This is a genomic window from Gordonia sp. UBA5067 (genome assembly GCF_002414845.1).
Classification (GTDB): domain Bacteria; phylum Actinomycetota; class Actinomycetes; order Mycobacteriales; family Mycobacteriaceae; genus Gordonia; species Gordonia defluvii.
In genome coordinates this window covers 1-16362 of sequence record NZ_DIAX01000084.1, presented here as the reverse complement: position 1 = coordinate 16362, position 16362 = coordinate 1, and the positions used below count along the sequence as shown (strand labels likewise).

Sequence of the window (16362 nt, the reverse complement as noted above, 5' to 3'; positions counted from 1 at the left end):
GCGTCGGGTGAACTACTCAACCGGTGGATCCACGGACGTGGTTCGCACCCAACGAAATAGCCATCGCCCCCGCTCAGACTTGAGCGCGGGCGCTCTCGTAGAGGCAGATCGCCGCAGCGGTCGCCAGGTTGAGGCTCTCCGCGCGGCCCCGAATCGGGATGGACACGCGGTGGTCGGCGACTGCCACCACGGCTTCGGGAAGACCATGGGCCTCATTGCCAAACAACCAGGCGGTGCGGCCGGCGAGCAGCCGGCCCGCGTCGGTCAGCACCGTCTCACCGTCGGCACTCGTGGCGAGCAATGTCAGACCCGCGTCGCCCAACGCGGCGAGTCCGGCTGAGACGGAGCGCTCGCGCGCGATCGGCAGGTGGAAGACACTGCCGGCACTGGCGCGGACACACTTACCATTGTGCGGGTCAACCGCGTCGCCGAGAATGACCACTGCGTCCGCGCCCATCGCGTCGGCCGTGCGGATGATGGTGCCGAGATTGCCTGGCTCGCGCGGCTCGACCGCGACCGCCAGCAACCGCGGCGCGGCGTCAAGGACCTCAGCGAGCTGAACGTCGAGCAGCGCGCACACGGCGAACACCCCCGGCGGGGTGGTGGCGTCGGCGAGCTTGCCCACCGCCCGCGCGGTCAGCACCAGTACCGCGACGCCCTGCCCGGCGGCCGTCGCCACCAGGTCGGCATAGCGGTCGGCGGAGTCCTCGCCCACCAGCACGGTCTGGGCACGACCGGTGACCAGCGCCGACGCCACAGCGTTGGCCCCCTCGACGAGGAACTCGCCCCGTTCCCGCCGCGCGGCGCCGCGGTGCAGCTTGGCAAACGACACAACCCGCGACGAACGTTCGGTCAGAACATCCATCGCGGGTTGCTTCGGCGATTGCGGCGCGATCAGGCGGCCGGTGCGTTCACGTCGTCGGGCAGCGCCTTCCGGGCCACCTCCACGAGGCCGGTGAAGGCCTGCGGGTCACTCACGGCGATCTCGGCGAGCACCTTGCGGTCCACCTCGACACCAGCGGCCTTGAGACCCTGGATGAAGCGGTTGTAGGTGATGTCGTTGAGCCGGGCTGCGGCGTTGATGCGCGAGATCCACAGCTTGCGGAACTCACCCTTGCGCGCCCGGCGGTCGCGGTACGCGTAGGTCAACGAGTGGAGCTGCTGCTCCTTGGCCTTACGGTACAGACGCGAGCGCTGTCCGCGGTAGCCCTTCGACGCCTCCAGGGTTGTCCGACGCTTCTTCTGGGCATTCACTGCCCGTTTCACGCGTGCCATGTCTAGTCCTCTTTACTTCGTCTGGTTTGTCGGTCGGAGCTTGATCTAGCCGTTGCCGTTGAGCAGTCGCTTGATGCGCGGCGCATCGGACTCGGCCACGACGGCGGTTCCGTCGAGCCGGCGCTTGCGGCGCGACGACTTGTGCTCGAGGAGGTGGCGCTTGTTCGCCTTCTGGCGCATGATCTTGCCGCTCCCGGTCACCTTGAATCGCTTCGCGGTGCCCTTGTGGGTCTTTGCCTTTGGCATGGGTACTTCCTGTTCGTCGACCGGGCTCGCGCCCGGATTCATCGGCCTCGCCGCGGTGGCAAAGCCGGACTGGTCTGTGAGTCACTGACTCGATTACTCGGGAGCCGACTCCGCATGCGCACCCTGGCCCGAATCGTGAGCGGCCTTGGCACGGGTCTTGGCGCCCTTGTGCGGGGCCAGGACCATCGTCATGTTGCGGCCGTCCTGTTTGGCAGAGGTCTCGACGAAGCCGTAGTCGGCCACGTCGTTACCCAGTCGCTGCAGCAGTCGGTAGCCCAACTCCGGACGCGACTGCTCGCGCCCGCGGAACATGATGGTGACCTTGACCTTCGATCCGGCTTCGAGGAAGCGGATGACGTGACCCTTCTTGGTCTCGTAGTCGTGGTCGTCGATCTTGGGGCGGAGCTTCTGCTCCTTGATGACGGTCATCTGCTGGTTGCGACGCGACTCGCGCTGCTTCTGCGCGGCCTCATACTTGAACTTGCCGTAGTCCATGATCTTGCAGACCGGCGGACGGGCGTCCGGCGCAACTTCCACCAGATCAAGATCGGCCTCGTATGCGAGCCGTAGCGCATCCTCAACGCGCACGATGCCCACCTGCTCCGAGTTCGGTCCGACAAGTCGGACCTCTGGGACGCGGATGCGCTCGTTGATGCGAGTCTCAGTGCTGATGGGGCCTCCTAGGTAGGTCGGTTCTGGCTCGACCGCGTCCGAATCGCGGGAGACAAGGGCCACCACCTCAACAAGAAAGCCCGCCGAGTGCTGGTCACGTAGACCAGACCCGAGGGCTCCGATGCCGACCGAACAACCGCACGCCGGACGAACCGAATCGTCTCGGAGCGCGTGTCGGACCGTGAAACTGCGGTCGCCGGGAGGCGGTTGCGTCGCACGGTGGGAGCGGAACTCCACTTGCCTGCCCCGGAATTCCGGAGCGGTCGCACTGTGAGAGTCTAACAGCTATGTCCGACGACTCCTATTCGACGCCCGAGCAGGTCCGCGAGCTGGCTGACATTCCCGCGATCGAGGTCATCACGCGCGCCATCGTCATGCTGATGAGTTCCGCCGCTGAAAAGCTCGGCCTGGCGGAGGGCGCCTCCCCAGACGACGTCGACCTCGATGAGGCGCGCAAGCTGATCTCCGCGCTCGCCGGCCTGTTCGACGCCTCGCGCCGCGACCTCGGGCTGCACGCCAATCCCATCCGGGACGGTGTCAAGGGGCTGCAGGCGGCATTCCGGGAGGCCAGCGCCTACCCCGACGAACCCGGCGAAGGCCCCGGCGAAAAGCTCATCTGAGACCGCACCACCAGCACCGCGGTCTGCCCGTCGTCTGCATAACACCGGTGACCGGTGACCATGGCGGCGTCCAGACCTGCCGCTGCCGCGATCCCGGTGGCACCGAGCACCTGCCCGCGGTGTAGTTCGACGAGGAGCACTCCGCCCGCCATCAGCCATTCCGGCACCTGAGCGAGGAGCTGACCGATCTCGGCGAGGCCGTCCGCCCCGCCCGAGTGAGCGGCAAACGGCTCGTAGTCGCGGGCCTCGGCAGGCATCATCGCCCGCTCGCCGACCGGAACGTAGGGCGGTACCGCGGCAATCACCGAGACTGCGCCCCGCACACCGTCGGGCAGGCCACCAAGCCCTGCGCCCACCCAGGTCCGGGCCTCCTCGCCCACATTGGTGCGCACATATGCCAAGGCGGCCGGATCGATGTCGGTCACGCCGATCGCCACCCCGGGATGGTCGCCGCGGACAACGGCGGCGATGGGCCCAACCCCGCCATACGCCTCAACGAAGAGCGCGCCGGCCGGATCGCGGCGCAACGCCGCACCGACCTCATCGCTCGCGATGGCCGCCACCAGTCGGGTGCGTTGACGCGGAATGAACAGTCCTGGGCCGACCGCAAGGTCGTGCCCGCCGAACTCGACGCTGCCGACGATGTGCTCCAGGGGCTCGCCGGCGACCCGGCGGTCCGACCACTGCACCAGCTGTGCCGCATTCGCCGCGGCGCGCCACAGAACCTTCGCCTCCTCGTCGGCGAAGACGCAGCCCGCGGCACGCAACCGCATCACGAGAACCGCCTGGTCGTCGTCCACACCGTCTAGCGTAGGTGCGCCCGGTCTGGGTTCAGACGAAGGTCCGCAGGCCGCCCTACCCGGCGTCGGCCACCGCCTCGGACTCCAGGGCCTCGGCGAGGAATCGGCCAGTATGGCTGTGTGGCGCCGCGGCCACCTCTTCGGGCGTTCCGGTCACGACGACGGTGCCGCCGCCGTCGCCACCCTCCGGGCCCATGTCGATAATCCAGTCGGCGGCCTTGATCACGTCGAGGTTGTGCTCGATCACGATGACCGTGTTCCCCTTCTCGACAAGGCCGTTGATCACGTCGAGCAGCTTGCGGATGTCCTCGAAGTGCAGGCCGGTCGTCGGCTCGTCGAGAATGTAGACAGTGCGGCCGGTGGACCGCTTCTGCAGCTCCGCCGCGAGTTTGACACGCTGCGCCTCACCACCGGAGAGCGTGGGCGCCGGTTGCCCCAGCCGCACATAGCCCAGACCCACGTCGTCGAGCGTCTTCAGATAGCGGTGGATGGAGGTCACCGGCTCGAAGAACCCCACGGCCTCCTCGATCGGCATATCGAGCACCTCGGCGATCGTCTTACCCTTGTAGTGCACCTCGAGGGTTTCGCGGTTGTAGCGGGCCCCGTGGCAGACCTCGCACGGCACATACACGTCGGGCAGGAAGTTCATCTCAATCTTGATCGTGCCCTCGCCGGTGCAGGCCTCGCAGCGACCACCCTTCACGTTAAACGAGAACCGCCCCGGCTGATAGCCGCGGACTTTTGCCTCGGTCGTCGCCGCGAACAGCGTTCGGATCTTGTCGAAGACACCGGTGTAGGTCGCCGGGTTGGATCGCGGCGTGCGCCCGATCGGCGACTGGTCGACCTGGACCAGCTTGTCGAGTTGGTCAAGCCCCTTGACGCGCTTGTGCCGTCCCGGCACCTGCCGGGCCCCGTTCAGCTTGTTGGCGAGGACGGTCGCGAGGATGTCGTTGACCAACGTCGACTTGCCCGAGCCCGAGACACCGGTGACCGCGGTCAGCACGCCGAGCGGGAACGACACATCGATGCCGTGCAGGTTGTGCTCATTCGCCCCGACGACCGTCAGTTGGTTGCGCTTACTGATCGGCCGCCTGGTCGTCGGGACGGGCAGGGCCTCCCGGCCCGACAGGTAGGCGCCGGTGATCGACGCGGTGTTGGCGAGCAGCCCCTCGTACGAGCCGCTGTGCACGACATGGCCGCCATGCTCCCCCGCACGTGGGCCGATGTCCACGATCCAGTCGGCGGCGCGGATGGTGTCCTCGTCATGCTCGACGACGATCAGCGTGTTCCCGAGATCGCGCAGGCGGACGAGGGTGTCGATCAGGCGCCGGTTGTCACGCTGGTGCAAGCCGATCGACGGCTCGTCGAGCACGTAGAGAACTCCGGCTAGGCCGGATCCGATTTGGGTGGCCAACCGGATGCGTTGGGCCTCCCCGCCCGACAGCGAACCCGCGGCCCGGGACAGCGAAAGGTACTCCAGCCCGACGTCGAGGAGGAACCGGATCCGTGCCTGCACCTCTTTGAGCACGCGCCCGGCGATCGCCTCCTCGCGGGTGCCGAGTGTCAGGCCGGCGAGGTACTCGGCGCACGCGGCCACCGACAGCGAACTGACCTCGGCAATCGACTTCGGCCCGAACTGCTCTGAATCGAGGGTCACCGCCAAGATCTCCGGCCGCAGGCGAGCGCCACCGCAAGCCGAGCACGGCACGTCGCGCATATAGCCCTCGTAGCGCTCCTTCATCGCATCAGACTCGGTTTGCTCCGAGCGTCGCGAGAGGAATGCCATGACGCCCTCGAACTCGGTGTAGTACGACCGGGTGCGCCCATACCTGTTGCGGAACCGCACGTGCACCTGGTGCTCGCTCCCGTTGAGGATCGCCTTGCGCGCAGCTGCGGGCAGCCTATTCCAGGGGACGTTGAGGTCGAATCCCATCTCTTCGGACAGGCCGGACACCAGCCGCAGGAAGTAGTCGGCGTTGTGGCCGGTCGACCACGGGGCGATCGCCCCCTCGGCCAGGCTCAAGTCCGGGTCCGGCACCACCAGTTCCTCGTCGATGACCTTGCTGACGCCGAGGCCGTCACACACTGGGCAGGCGCCGTAGGGCGAGTTGAAGGAGAAGGAGCGCGGCTCCAAGTCGTCGATCGCGATGATGTGGCCATTCGGACACGCCATCTTCTCGGAGAAGCGGCGCACCCGGTTGGGGTCCGCCTCGTCGACGTCCACGAAATCGAGGACGACGATCCCGTCGGCCAGGCGCAGGGCGGTCTCGATGGAGTCGGTCAGCCGCTGTTTCGCCGAGGCCTTGACCGCAAGTCGGTCGATGACGACATCAATATCGTGACGCTCCTGCTTCTTAAGCGTCGGCGGTTCGGTCAACGGGTAGACCCGGCCATCGATGCGGGCGCGCGCGAAGCCCTGCGTCTGCAGATCGACGAACAGGTCGACGAACTCCCCCTTGCGGGAGCGCACCACGGGGGCGAGCACCTGGAAGCGGATCCCCTCATCCATCGCGAGCACCTGGTCGACGATCTGCTGAGGAGACTGCTTGGCGATCTTTTCCCCGCACTCGGCGCAATGGGCGGTCCCGGCGCGCGCGTACAGCAGGCGCAGATAGTCGTAGACCTCGGTGATCGTGCCGACCGTCGACCGCGGGTTGCGGTTCGTCGACTTCTGGTCGATGGACACCGCCGGCGACAACCCCTCGATGAAGTCGACGTCGGGCTTGTCCATCTGGCCGAGGAACTGCCGGGCGTAGGCCGACAGCGATTCGACGTAGCGGCGCTGCCCTTCGGCGAAGATCGTGTCGAAGGCGAGCGACGACTTTCCCGATCCCGACAATCCGGTGAAGACGATCAACGAATCACGCGGTAGGTCGACGTCGATCCCCCGCAGGTTGTGCTCGCGCGCGCCACGCACGATCAGACGGTCAACCACAGCACGGCTTCCTCACGGTTCTGTCGGGCACATCTCTGTCGGCACATCGTCACGCCGGTCGCATCCAGGTATACCGGCGACCTCTGACACTGCTCCCAAGTCTAGGCGCCGGACCCATGCGACGGCCGGGCACTACCGTGGACGCATGACCGCGATCAGCCCCGTCGACGACAACTACACCGGCACCGTCGCCGGCCCGCACCAGCCGATCCGCCGCACGACGGCGCATTCGACGATCACCAAGATGTCCGTGGGCCCGATGGACAACAACACCTACGTCGTGACCTGTACCGCGACCGGCGACCAGCTCTTGATCGACGCCGCCAACGACGCCTCGGCGATCCTCGCCCTCCTCGCCGAGCTGCCGGGGACGCTGCGCGCAATTCTGACCACCCATGGCCATCCCGATCACGTGCTGGCCCTGGAGGCCATCGCCGCTGCCACCGGTGTGCCCACGCTCGCCGGCCGCGACGACGCCGCCGCCCTGCCCCTGGCCCCCGATCGACTGCTCGACGACGGCGACGACATCACCGTGGGCAACCTCACCCTGCGCGCCATCCACCTCGTCGGCCACACCGAGGGCTCCATCGCCCTCGCGTTGCGCGACGCCAGCGAGGATGGCGCCGGTCTGATGTCGGTCCAGCTGTTCACCGGCGACTGCCTCTTCCCGGGCGGTGTCGGCAAGACCTGGCAGCCAGGCGATTTCGAACGGCTGCTGGGCGGGGTCACCACGAAGCTGTTCGGCGCCTACCCCGACGACACCGCCGTCTATCCCGGACACGGCAACGACACGACGCTGGGCGCGCAGCGTCCGCACCTGACCCAGTGGGCCGCGCGCGGCTGGTAACCGGTCGTACGGCGGACCGCGATACCGGTCCATACCGCGTACACTGGACAAACTGTGAGTCCTGATCCCCGCCTAGCCGACGAGCAGCACCATCTCGAAGCCGTGTACGGCCGGATCGACCGGATCCGGGCCACCACCAACCGTCGGCTGCGGGAAACACTCGCCGAAAGCGGCGGTACCCCGCAGGCACAGTCCGAGCGCGAATCCTACGAGCGGCTCTACGTCGACGATCTCGCCAAACTCGACGCGGCCGAGCACAACCTGTACTTCGGCCGACTCGACGTCAACGGCGACGGGCCGGCTGAGACGCGCCGCATCGGTCGCATCGGCGTCCTTGATGACGACGCCGACGACACCACCTTGCTGCTCGACTGGCGCGCACCGCTGTCGAGGCCCTTCTACCTCGCCACTCCTGCCGATCCCGACGGTGTTCGGGTGCGCCGCCACATCCGCACCAACAATCGAGCGGTGCGAACCGTAACCGACGAGGTGCTCGACGGTTCCGCAATCACCACCGACCGGTCCGACACCGTGGTGACCCTCGGCGACGTGGTCAACGAGAGCGCCTTGGTCGCCGCCCTCAACACTGCCCGCACCGGCGAGATGGCCGACATCGTCGAAACCATTCAGCGCGAGCAGGACCTCATCATCCGGTCGCCGCACCGCGGCGTCACGGTCGTGCAGGGCGGGCCGGGCACCGGAAAGACCGCCGTCGCCCTGCACCGTGCGGCCTACCTGCTCTACACCCATCGTGATCTCCTGTCCCGCAGCGGCGTACTCATCATCGGGCCGAACACCGAGTTCCTCCGCTACATCTCGCAGGTGCTTCCCTCGCTCGGCGAGACCGGCGTGCTGCTGACGACGATCGGCGATCTTCTCCCCGGCATCAGCACCGCCGTCGTCGACCCGCCGGCCACCGCGGTCCTCAAAGGTTCGACAGCCATCCTCAATGTCCTCAAACGCCACGTCCGCGCCTACCAGTCACTCCCGAAGGCACCGGTCACGGTTACCTTTGACGGCTATCCCCTGCGCATCGATTCATCACTGGTGAAGACCGCACGCGCGAAAGCCCGCGGCACCCGGCGAGCCCACAACCAGGCGCAGCGGGAGTTCCTGCGCGCTGCGCTGCACGGTCTGGCCTCCGCCTACGCCGGGCGCATCGGTTCGTCGCTGCTCGACGGCTCACAGATCCTGTCGGGTTCGGAGATCGCCGACATCGGCGACGAGATGCGTGCCGACGAAGATATTGTGCGCGCCGTCCTGGCCTTCTGGCCCCGACTCGAACCCAAGCGCGTCCTCACCGACTTGTTGACTGCGCCATCGGCAATCCGCGCGGCCACCCCCGGGTGGGCCGACGACGACCGTGCCGCGCTCGAACGGCCGGCCGGGGCCCCGTTCACCATCGGCGACGTGCCGCTGCTCGACGAGATCGCCGAGGTGATCGGTGCCGGCACCGCTGAAGACGAAGCCGCCGCGCGCGCCCAGTGGCGCCGGCAACTCGCCGAAGCGCAGGAGGCCCTCGACATCCTCGCCGGGTCCGCCCCCCAGGACCTCGAGGACGAAATCGATCCCGAAATTCTGATGGCCTACGACCTCATCGATGCCGAGCAACTGGCTCAGCGGCAGGTCGTCGCGGCGCACCGAACCACCGCCGAACGCGCCTACGACGATCGGACGTGGACCTTCGGCCACGTCATCGTGGACGAGGCGCAGGAGTTGTCGGCGATGGCCTGGCGAATGGTGATGCGGCGAATCCCCAACCGGTGGATGACGGTCATCGGGGACACCGCGCAGACCTCCAATCCTGCTGGCGCCCAATCGTGGTCGGCCGTCTTCGAGCCGTACGTTGAAAAGCGCTGGCAGCTGCATGAACTCACCGTCAACTATCGGACGCCGGCCGCGATCATGCGCTTCGCCGGACGGCTGCTGGGCCGAATCGCACCCACGCTCACCCCGCCGACCTCGTTGCGGGACAACGGGATCGAGCCGACCGCCCAGCGGGCGGCATCCGGCCGCGCCGTCCTCGACGCAGTCGCCATCGCGATCGACGCCGACTGGCCCGGACTGACCGGGATCATCGTCGCCGACGCCGACTATGACAGCGCCGTCGACGCGCTCGGCGACCGCCCGCGCATCGTGGTGCACACGGTGACCGGCTGCAAGGGACTGGAGTTCGACAACACCGTGGTCGTGGAACCGGCGGCGATCGTGGCCGCATCCGGCCGCGGCCTCAACGACCTCTACGTGGCGCTCACCCGCGCCACCCAGCGCCTCGTCGTCGTCGCCGAATGCGACTTGCCACCCGAGTTGGCGGACCTACCCGGGTGGCAAGAAGAGAACTGACGGGGGCGCCAGGCGCCCCCGGCGGCTACGTCGTGTGGACGATCAGCACGTCGACAGCCGCTTTGCGCGCGGCATCGGCGGGCACCGACCCCAGCAGGCGGCCGGACAGGGTGTTGAGGCCCTTGTTTCCAACCACGAGCAGATCAGCTTTGACGTCGACGACGAGCTGTAGCAGCGCATCAACCGGAGCACCCTTGATTGGGCGCTGCTGGACCAGCTTGGCACCGGCCGAGGTCGCACGCTCCTTCGCGGTGCGCAGGATCTCCTCCGTCGGCGCGGAACCGTGAACCTGGTATGCCTCGTCTTTGAGAACATCGGACATCGCGTTGATGTCGCGGCCCTCGTTCGGGAAGTAGGCGCACGCGATTACCAGTGTCGCCGTCTCGCCGGCCAACGAGCCGGCGCGTTCCACCGCCTTCAGCGAGGACTCCGACCCGTCGGTGCCCACTACTACGGTGTTATATGCAGACATTGACCATTCCCTCCAGAATTAGCTTGTGCGGTAAGCACCCTATCGGATTGTAGGTCCACTCGGGTCACAGTGCGCCCGCTGGTGTCCACCGCCACTACAGTGCCGCTATTTGATCCCCGCCGCATCCATTCCGCGTAATTCCTTCTTCAAGTCGGCGATTTCGTCGCGCAGCCGCCCGGCCAGCTCGAACTGCAGGTCGCGGGCCGCCGACATCATCTGGTCGGTGAGCGCGGCGATCAAGTCGGCCAATTCAGCACGCGGCATCGCCGAGGTGTCCCGGTGGGCGATGACGCCCGTGCTGCCCGGCCCCTTCGGGTTGTCACCCTGGGCGCGGCGCCCCCGGGTGGCATTGCGGCCCGATCCGCCGACCGGTGCCGCGCCGGCCACATCATCGTCGGCCTCGCGGTAGACCTGGTCGAGGATGTCGGCGATCTTCTTGCGCAGCGGCTGCGGATCGATTCCTGCTTCCTTGTTGTAGGCGATCTGCTTTTCGCGACGGCGTTCTGTTTCGTCAATCGCATTCTGCATCGAATCGGTGATCTTGTCGGCGTACATGTGCACCTCGCCGGAAACGTTGCGGGCGGCGCGACCGATCGTCTGAATGAGCGAGGTGGTACTGCGCAGGAAGCCCTCCTTGTCCGCGTCGAGGATTGCCACGAGGGACACCTCCGGGAGGTCGAGGCCCTCGCGGAGCAGGTTGATCCCGACGAGCACGTCATATTCGCCCAGGCGCAGCTGCCGCAGCAGTTCGACGCGCCGCAGGGTATCGACCTCCGAGTGCAGATACCGGACGCGAATCCCCAGTTCGAGTAGATAGTCGGTGAGGTCCTCGGCCATCTTTTTGGTCAGCGTCGTGACGAGAACGCGCTCGTTGCGCTCGGTCCGCTCGCGGATCTCGTGCACCAGGTCGTCGATTTGACCTTTCGTCGGCTTCACCACGACTTTCGGGTCGAGCAGTCCGGTCGGCCGGATGACCTGCTCGACGAACTCGCCGTTGCTCTGCCCCAGTTCGTAGGGCCCCGGCGTCGCCGACAGGTAGACCGTCTGGCCGACCCGGTCGACGAACTCGTTCCAGGTCAACGGGCGATTGTCGACGGCCGACGGCAGCCGGAAGCCGAAGTCGACGAGGTTGCGCTTACGCGACATATCCCCCTCGTACATGGCACCGATCTGCGGCACCGTCACATGTGATTCATCGATGACGAGCAGAAAGTCCTCGGGGAAGTAGTCGATCAGGGTGGCCGGAGCCGAGCCGGCGCCGCGCCCGTCGATATGGCGCGAATAGTTCTCGATGCCGGAACAGAAGCCGACTTGGCGCATCATCTCCAAGTCGTAGCTGGTGCGCATTCTCAGCCGCTGAGCCTCGAGCAGCTTCCCCTTGTTCTCCAACTCGGCGAGACGTTGCGCGAGTTCGTCCTCGATGCCCTTCATCGCACGTTCCATGCGCTCCGGTCCGGCCACATAGTGGGTGGCCGGGAAGATTCGGACCGTATCGACCTGCCGCACGACGTCCCCGGTAAGCGGATGCAGGTAGTACAACGCCTCGACCTCGTCGCCGAAGAACTCGATACGGATGGCGAGTTCCTCGTAGGACGGGATGATTTCGACGGTGTCGCCGCGCACCCGGAATCCGCCGCGCGTGAAAGACATGTCGTTACGGCTGTACTGCACGTCGACGAGCAGGCGCAGCAGCGCGTCGCGGTCGATCTCGTCGCCGACCGACATCTCCACCGAGCGGTCGAGGTAGGACTGGGGCGTGCCCAATCCGTAGATGCACGACACCGAGGCCACCACGACGACATCGCGCCGCGATAGCAGGCTCGAGGTCGCCGAGTGGCGCAAGCGCTCCACATCGTCGTTGATCGACGAGTCCTTCTCGATGTAGGTGTCGGTCTGCGCGATGTACGCCTCGGGTTGGTAGTAGTCGTAATAGGAGACGAAGTACTCCACCGCGTTGTTCGGGAGCATTTCCTGCAGTTCGTTGGCAAGCTGCGCCGCGAGGGTCTTGTTGGGGGCCATGACCAGCGCGGGGCGTTGCAGGCGTTCGATCAGCCAGGCCGTCGTCGCCGACTTGCCGGTGCCGGTCGCGCCGAGCAACACGATGTCGCGCTCCCCGTCGTTGACTCGGCGCTCAAGCTCATCGATCGCTGCCGGCTGGTCACCGGCCGGCTCAAACTCGCTGACCACGTCGAAGCGTGCATCGGCACGCTCGATCTCGCCGATCGGGCGGAACTCAGAATGCGCGAGGACCGGTTTCTCTGCAGGGAACGCCATGACACCAGGATAGGGGCGACCCCCGACATGCCGCCCCGACGGCGAACAGGCCAGCGGTACTTCACCTCGCCGAGCAAACACTCACCCGCACCAACCGGTTTGGGGTGACCCGGCCCCAGCGTGGCCCGTTCGGCATCGGGAAGTCCGATTCGTATGATTGGGCCATGTTCGTATGATTGGGCCATGCCCGAGCGCAACTCCACCTGCCGATGGACCCCGCGGACCTGCCCGGCTACGCGGCCGCGCTCCACGACCACGCCATCACGCAGCCCGAGCCCATGCGCTTGATGCGGTGGGGTCAACTCGAATTCACCACGGGTGCCACCGCCGAGGAGGACCGCGACACCTTCCTCGCCGCGCGCCGACACGCCAGCGACACCGCAGGCGGACGCGTGTTCCCGGCGCACGCGGACGAATCACCCGCCGAAGGCTCGGAGCGACACTGACGATGGCACCCACCGCACATCCGCCCAAGGTCGAGACCTTCGACGTACCGGCCAAGACCAACACGGACCCGAAAGGCTTCGTGCGGCCGGTCGAGGTCTATCGCGCCACCGACTATGGGCTCTACATGTCACGACCGGCCGACCACCCCAGGTTCGAACGGCTTGAGTCCTGGCTACTCCCCACCCTCGGACTGCGCGCCAACATCTTTCATTTCCGCGAGCCGGACTATCGCCCGGGCCAGCGTCTGTATCTCGACGTCGGCGAATTCACCGGACCCGACGCCGACGGCCGCTGGCACGCGACCGACTGGTACCTCGACCTCGTCGATGTCGTCGGACGGCCGCTGGAACTGATCGACGTCGACGAAGTCTTCGACGCGCACGCAGACGGCTATCTCACCACCGCGCAGTGCGAGCTCGCGGTGCAGATCGCCACCAGGACACTCGTCGGCGCAGCAGAGCGCGCCCATGACGTACAAGGCTGGCTCGACGATGCAGTCGGCGAGCCCGTAACCTGGCGCGACCGTCCTTGAACCCTCAAGGAAGGGCGATTTCGACCTTCGCGGGGCGACCGGGGTCCGCCGAGGCGAATGCTCCCAATCCGTCGGCGGGGAAGCCGCCGGCCCGCAGCAGCTCGGGCAGGGCCGCCCCCGCCTCGCCATCACGCGCGGCGATTCTCAGTGCGGTCACCGGTTCGGTGGAAGTGACCTCGATGGCGACCGCCTTGTCCCCCGCGATCGCCCACAGCCGGTTGGTCAAGCGGGTCGGCAACGCAGCGGAATCCGGATCGGCGGCAACAAGATCGGGATCGGGAGTTGCCACGACCCCGGCTCGCACGTTGGCCTCGTAGGGCACCAAGCGTCGCGCCCACAGATCAATCGCCTGCTCGAGCAGATGCGCGTGCTCATTCGAGTTGTCCAGCCACGCGTCGGCGACCACACGACGCTGTTGCTCGGTCGCCTGCGCGGCAATGCGGGCCCGCGCATCGGCCTCATCGAGTCCGCGCGACGTCACCAACCGATGCACCCGCACATCCACGTCGGCGTTCACCACCACGACCGCATGGAAGAACGGGGCGGTGTGGTTCTCCACCAGCAGGGGAATGTCTTGCACGACAATCGCATTCGCTGGGGCCGCGTCGAGCAGCTCAGTTGTGCGGGCGCCGATGAGCGGATGCGTGATGGCGTTCAGCTTGGCCCGGGACTCGTCGTCGGCGAACGCCTTGGCGGCAAGTGCCGCACGGTCCAGCTCACCGTCGGGGCCAATGATGCCGGCACCGAAAGCCGCCATCAGGGCCGCCAGGCCCGGAGTGCCCGCCGCCACCACCTCGCGCGCAATCTTGTCCGCGTCGATCAGGTACGCGTCCCGATCAGCAAAGGCCTTCGCAACGGTCGACTTCCCCGCGCCCATTCCACCGGTCAAACCCACTCGAATCACGTCCTCAGTGTGGCAAACGAGCCGGCCGAGGACCAGCACCGGCTACCGGTGGCGGACCGAAACACCCGCTGCCGCGAACCCACTCGCATAGAGCGCAGCCACGTCGGCGTCGTCGATGCCGACTGCGAAGTCCTGGAGAACCGTCGTGCCGAATCCCGCATCAGCGGCGTGGATGGCCGTCTGCTTCACGCAGTAGTCGGTGGCGATCCCGGCAATGTCGACGTCGGTGACACCATCGGACCGCAGCCGATCGAGTAGCCGCTCATCATCTCCGGTGACGCCTTCGAAGCCGGAATACGCGGCACTGTAGTGCCCTTTGAACACGCGGATCACCGGGATTGTCTCGATGCCCGCCACCGCGTCGTCGAGCTCGGCAATAATGCGGGCACCATCGGACCCGGCGACGCAGTGGACGGGCCACGATGTCTGGAAGTCTGGCACCTGCCCCGCTGCCGCGAAATGCGCACCCGGATCGATATGCCAATCCTGGGTCGTCACCAGCACGTCGTAGCGGCCCACAAAGGCCTCGTCGCGCAGCGCGGCGGCCAGCCGACTGGCCATCCCGAGCCCGCCCACCACCGCGAGCGATCCGCCTTCGCAGAAGTCGTACTGGACGTCGACCACGATCAGCGCGTTAGACCTCACTACTCGAGTCTATCGCCACCTACGCCGACTCCCCTGGCCTGCTCCGAAGCACGGGCCGGCCCACCAGGTGCCGCCACGGTGGTTACGCTGGCGCAATGCCATTACTGCGATTCGGCTGCGCCGCGGCGCTCACCCTCGCTCTCACCGGCCCGGCCAGCACGGTCCCGTTTGCCGCTGCCGCGCCGCGGGTGGATTACACCCTGCGCGTCTGCGCGAGCGACACCACGCCGACCAACGCAACCATCACCTACGGCGTCGGCGTTGGTGAGTCGGTTGCCGAACAGGGACGGACTTCCCGCTGGCTCGGCGCAGGTTGCTGGGAACGCACCGTCGCCGCATACACCTACGACGGGGCGGCCGTCGCCGCCACCGCCACCAACCCGCAGGCCTATATCGGTTGTGCGGTGTGGGCCAACGGGCGTCGAATCGCCAAGCACTATGCGTATGGCCGGTGCTCGACGTCGGCCCGGGCGGGCTGACGCGCCGCTGCCGCGCACCAAACAAACAAGCTCCCCGGCCCAATCGGACCGGGGAGCTTGTTTGCTACCGAGATGTTCAGGCGTTGCCGGCGAGCTTCTCGCGCAGAGCAGCGAGCTGCTCGTCGCTAGCCAACGAACCACCGGAGCTCGGCGCCGAGGCGCCAGCTGCCGAATCGTCGGTCGACGAGGAGTAGTCGCTCGGAGCGTTCTCCGCCTCGGCGGCAGCCTTGGCGAACTTCTCCATCTGGGCGGTGTGCATCTTGTGACGACGCTCAGCCTCGGCGTAACGCGCCTCCCAGGCCTTCTGCTGCTCCTCGAAGCCCTCGAGCCACTCGTTGGTGTCAGCGTCGAAGCCCTCGGGGAAGATGTAGTTCCCCTGCTCGTCGTAGCTGTCGGCCATGCCGTACTTGCTCGGATCGAACTCTTCGGTGTAGTCCTCGTTGGCCTGCTTGAGGCTCAGCGAGATACGACGACGCTCGAGGTCGATGTCGATGACCTTGACCAGCGCATCGTCGCCAACGGCGACAACCTGATCGGGCACCTCGACGTGGCGCTCGGCGAGCTCGGAGATGTGGACCAGGCCCTCGATGCCCTCTTCGACGCGGACGAACGCACCGAACGGAACCAGCTTGGTGACCTTGCCCGGCACGATCTGGCCGATCGCGTGGGTGCGGGCGAACTGACGCCACGGGTCTTCCTGGGTCGCCTTGAGCGACAGCGAAACGCGCTCGCGGTCCAGGTCGACGTCGAGGACCTCGACGGTGACCTCGTCGCCCACGGTGACGACCTCGTTCGGGTGGTCGATGTGCTTCCAGGACAGTTCGGACACGTGGACCAGGCCGTCGACGCCGCCGAGGTCGACGAAGGCACC

General features: G+C 66.9%; 17 protein-coding genes. 6 read left to right on the top strand and 11 right to left on the bottom strand.

The window, feature by feature from the left end; all coding sequences use genetic code 11:
* Positions 1-73: 73 nt before the first annotated feature.
* The 4 genes from B4M62_RS13735 to infC all read right to left on the bottom strand — a co-directional run bounded on the left by B4M62_RS13735 (position 74) and on the right by infC (position 2256).
* A complete protein-coding gene (locus tag B4M62_RS13735) occupies positions 74-865 on the bottom strand; it encodes a TrmH family RNA methyltransferase (protein ID WP_290714029.1) in 792 nt (263 codons plus the stop codon).
* A 29-nt stretch (positions 866-894) separates the two neighbouring features.
* Positions 895-1275: a 50S ribosomal protein L20 gene (gene rplT / locus B4M62_RS13730; protein WP_290714027.1), complete on the bottom strand. Its 381-nt coding sequence runs from the start codon at positions 1273-1275 to the stop codon at positions 895-897.
* Between the two features lie 45 nt (positions 1276-1320).
* Positions 1321-1521 (bottom strand): 50S ribosomal protein L35, encoded by a 201-nt coding sequence (rpmI, locus tag B4M62_RS13725; protein ID WP_290714025.1) that lies wholly within the window; start codon positions 1519-1521, stop codon positions 1321-1323.
* 93 nt (positions 1522-1614) lie between these two features.
* Complete coding sequence (gene infC, locus B4M62_RS13720; RefSeq protein ID WP_290714023.1) at positions 1615-2256, bottom strand: translation initiation factor IF-3; 642 nt, start codon at positions 2254-2256, stop codon at positions 1615-1617.
* A gap of 224 nt (positions 2257-2480) precedes the next feature.
* Here infC and B4M62_RS13715 point away from each other — a divergent pair, with 224 nt between their 5' ends.
* On the top strand, positions 2481-2813 hold the full coding sequence (locus tag B4M62_RS13715) for a DUF1844 domain-containing protein (protein ID WP_290714021.1): 333 nt from the start codon (positions 2481-2483) through the stop codon (positions 2811-2813).
* Here the strand turns inward: B4M62_RS13715 and B4M62_RS13710 are convergent.
* Together B4M62_RS13710 and uvrA are read right to left on the bottom strand one after the other, a co-directional pair.
* On the bottom strand, positions 2768-3613 hold the full coding sequence (locus B4M62_RS13710) for an SAM-dependent methyltransferase (protein WP_290714019.1): 846 nt from the start codon (positions 3611-3613) through the stop codon (positions 2768-2770). The genes B4M62_RS13715 and B4M62_RS13710 overlap by 46 nt on opposite strands.
* 55 nt (positions 3614-3668) lie before the next feature.
* Positions 3669-6548 (bottom strand): excinuclease ABC subunit UvrA, encoded by a 2880-nt coding sequence (gene uvrA, locus B4M62_RS13705; RefSeq protein ID WP_290714017.1) that lies wholly within the window; start codon positions 6546-6548, stop codon positions 3669-3671.
* Positions 6549-6693: 145 nt separating this feature from the next.
* Here uvrA and B4M62_RS13700 point away from each other — a divergent pair, with 145 nt between their 5' ends.
* Together B4M62_RS13700 and B4M62_RS13695 are read left to right on the top strand one after the other, a co-directional pair.
* Complete coding sequence (locus tag B4M62_RS13700; protein ID WP_290714015.1) at positions 6694-7395, top strand: MBL fold metallo-hydrolase; 702 nt, start codon at positions 6694-6696, stop codon at positions 7393-7395.
* A gap of 54 nt (positions 7396-7449) precedes the next feature.
* Positions 7450-9738: an ATP-binding domain-containing protein gene (locus tag B4M62_RS13695; protein WP_290714012.1), complete on the top strand. Its 2289-nt coding sequence runs from the start codon at positions 7450-7452 to the stop codon at positions 9736-9738.
* Between the two features lie 25 nt (positions 9739-9763).
* On the opposite strand, the gene B4M62_RS13690 is transcribed toward B4M62_RS13695, so the two are convergent.
* Positions 9764-10210, bottom strand: coding sequence for a universal stress protein (locus B4M62_RS13690; RefSeq protein ID WP_290714010.1), 447 nt, complete (start codon positions 10208-10210; stop codon positions 9764-9766).
* Positions 10211-10315: 105 nt separating this feature from the next.
* On the bottom strand, positions 10316-12484 hold the full coding sequence (gene uvrB, locus B4M62_RS13685; protein ID WP_290714008.1) for an excinuclease ABC subunit UvrB: 2169 nt from the start codon (positions 12482-12484) through the stop codon (positions 10316-10318).
* Positions 12485-12693: 209 nt separating this feature from the next.
* On the opposite strand from uvrB, the gene B4M62_RS13680 reads away from it, so the two are divergent.
* Positions 12694-12930, top strand: coding sequence for a hypothetical protein (locus B4M62_RS13680; protein WP_290714006.1), 237 nt, complete (start codon positions 12694-12696; stop codon positions 12928-12930).
* A gap of 2 nt (positions 12931-12932) precedes the next feature.
* Complete coding sequence (locus B4M62_RS13675) at positions 12933-13463, top strand: DUF402 domain-containing protein (RefSeq protein ID WP_290714004.1); 531 nt, start codon at positions 12933-12935, stop codon at positions 13461-13463.
* Between the two features lie 4 nt (positions 13464-13467).
* Here the strand turns inward: B4M62_RS13675 and coaE are convergent, their stop codons facing one another.
* Positions 13468-14367 (bottom strand): dephospho-CoA kinase, encoded by a 900-nt coding sequence (gene coaE / locus B4M62_RS13670; RefSeq protein WP_290714002.1) that lies wholly within the window; start codon positions 14365-14367, stop codon positions 13468-13470.
* Between the two features lie 42 nt (positions 14368-14409).
* Positions 14410-15012, bottom strand: coding sequence for an isochorismatase family protein (locus B4M62_RS13665; protein ID WP_290714000.1), 603 nt, complete (start codon positions 15010-15012; stop codon positions 14410-14412).
* A gap of 95 nt (positions 15013-15107) precedes the next feature.
* Here B4M62_RS13665 and B4M62_RS13660 point away from each other — a divergent pair, with 95 nt between their 5' ends.
* Positions 15108-15491, top strand: a complete 384-nt coding sequence (locus B4M62_RS13660; protein WP_290713998.1) for a hypothetical protein — start codon at positions 15108-15110, stop codon at positions 15489-15491.
* A gap of 76 nt (positions 15492-15567) precedes the next feature.
* Here the strand turns inward: B4M62_RS13660 and B4M62_RS13655 are convergent.
* The coding region (locus tag B4M62_RS13655) for a S1 RNA-binding domain-containing protein (protein WP_290713996.1) at positions 15568-16362 on the bottom strand (795 nt) is incomplete at its 5' end.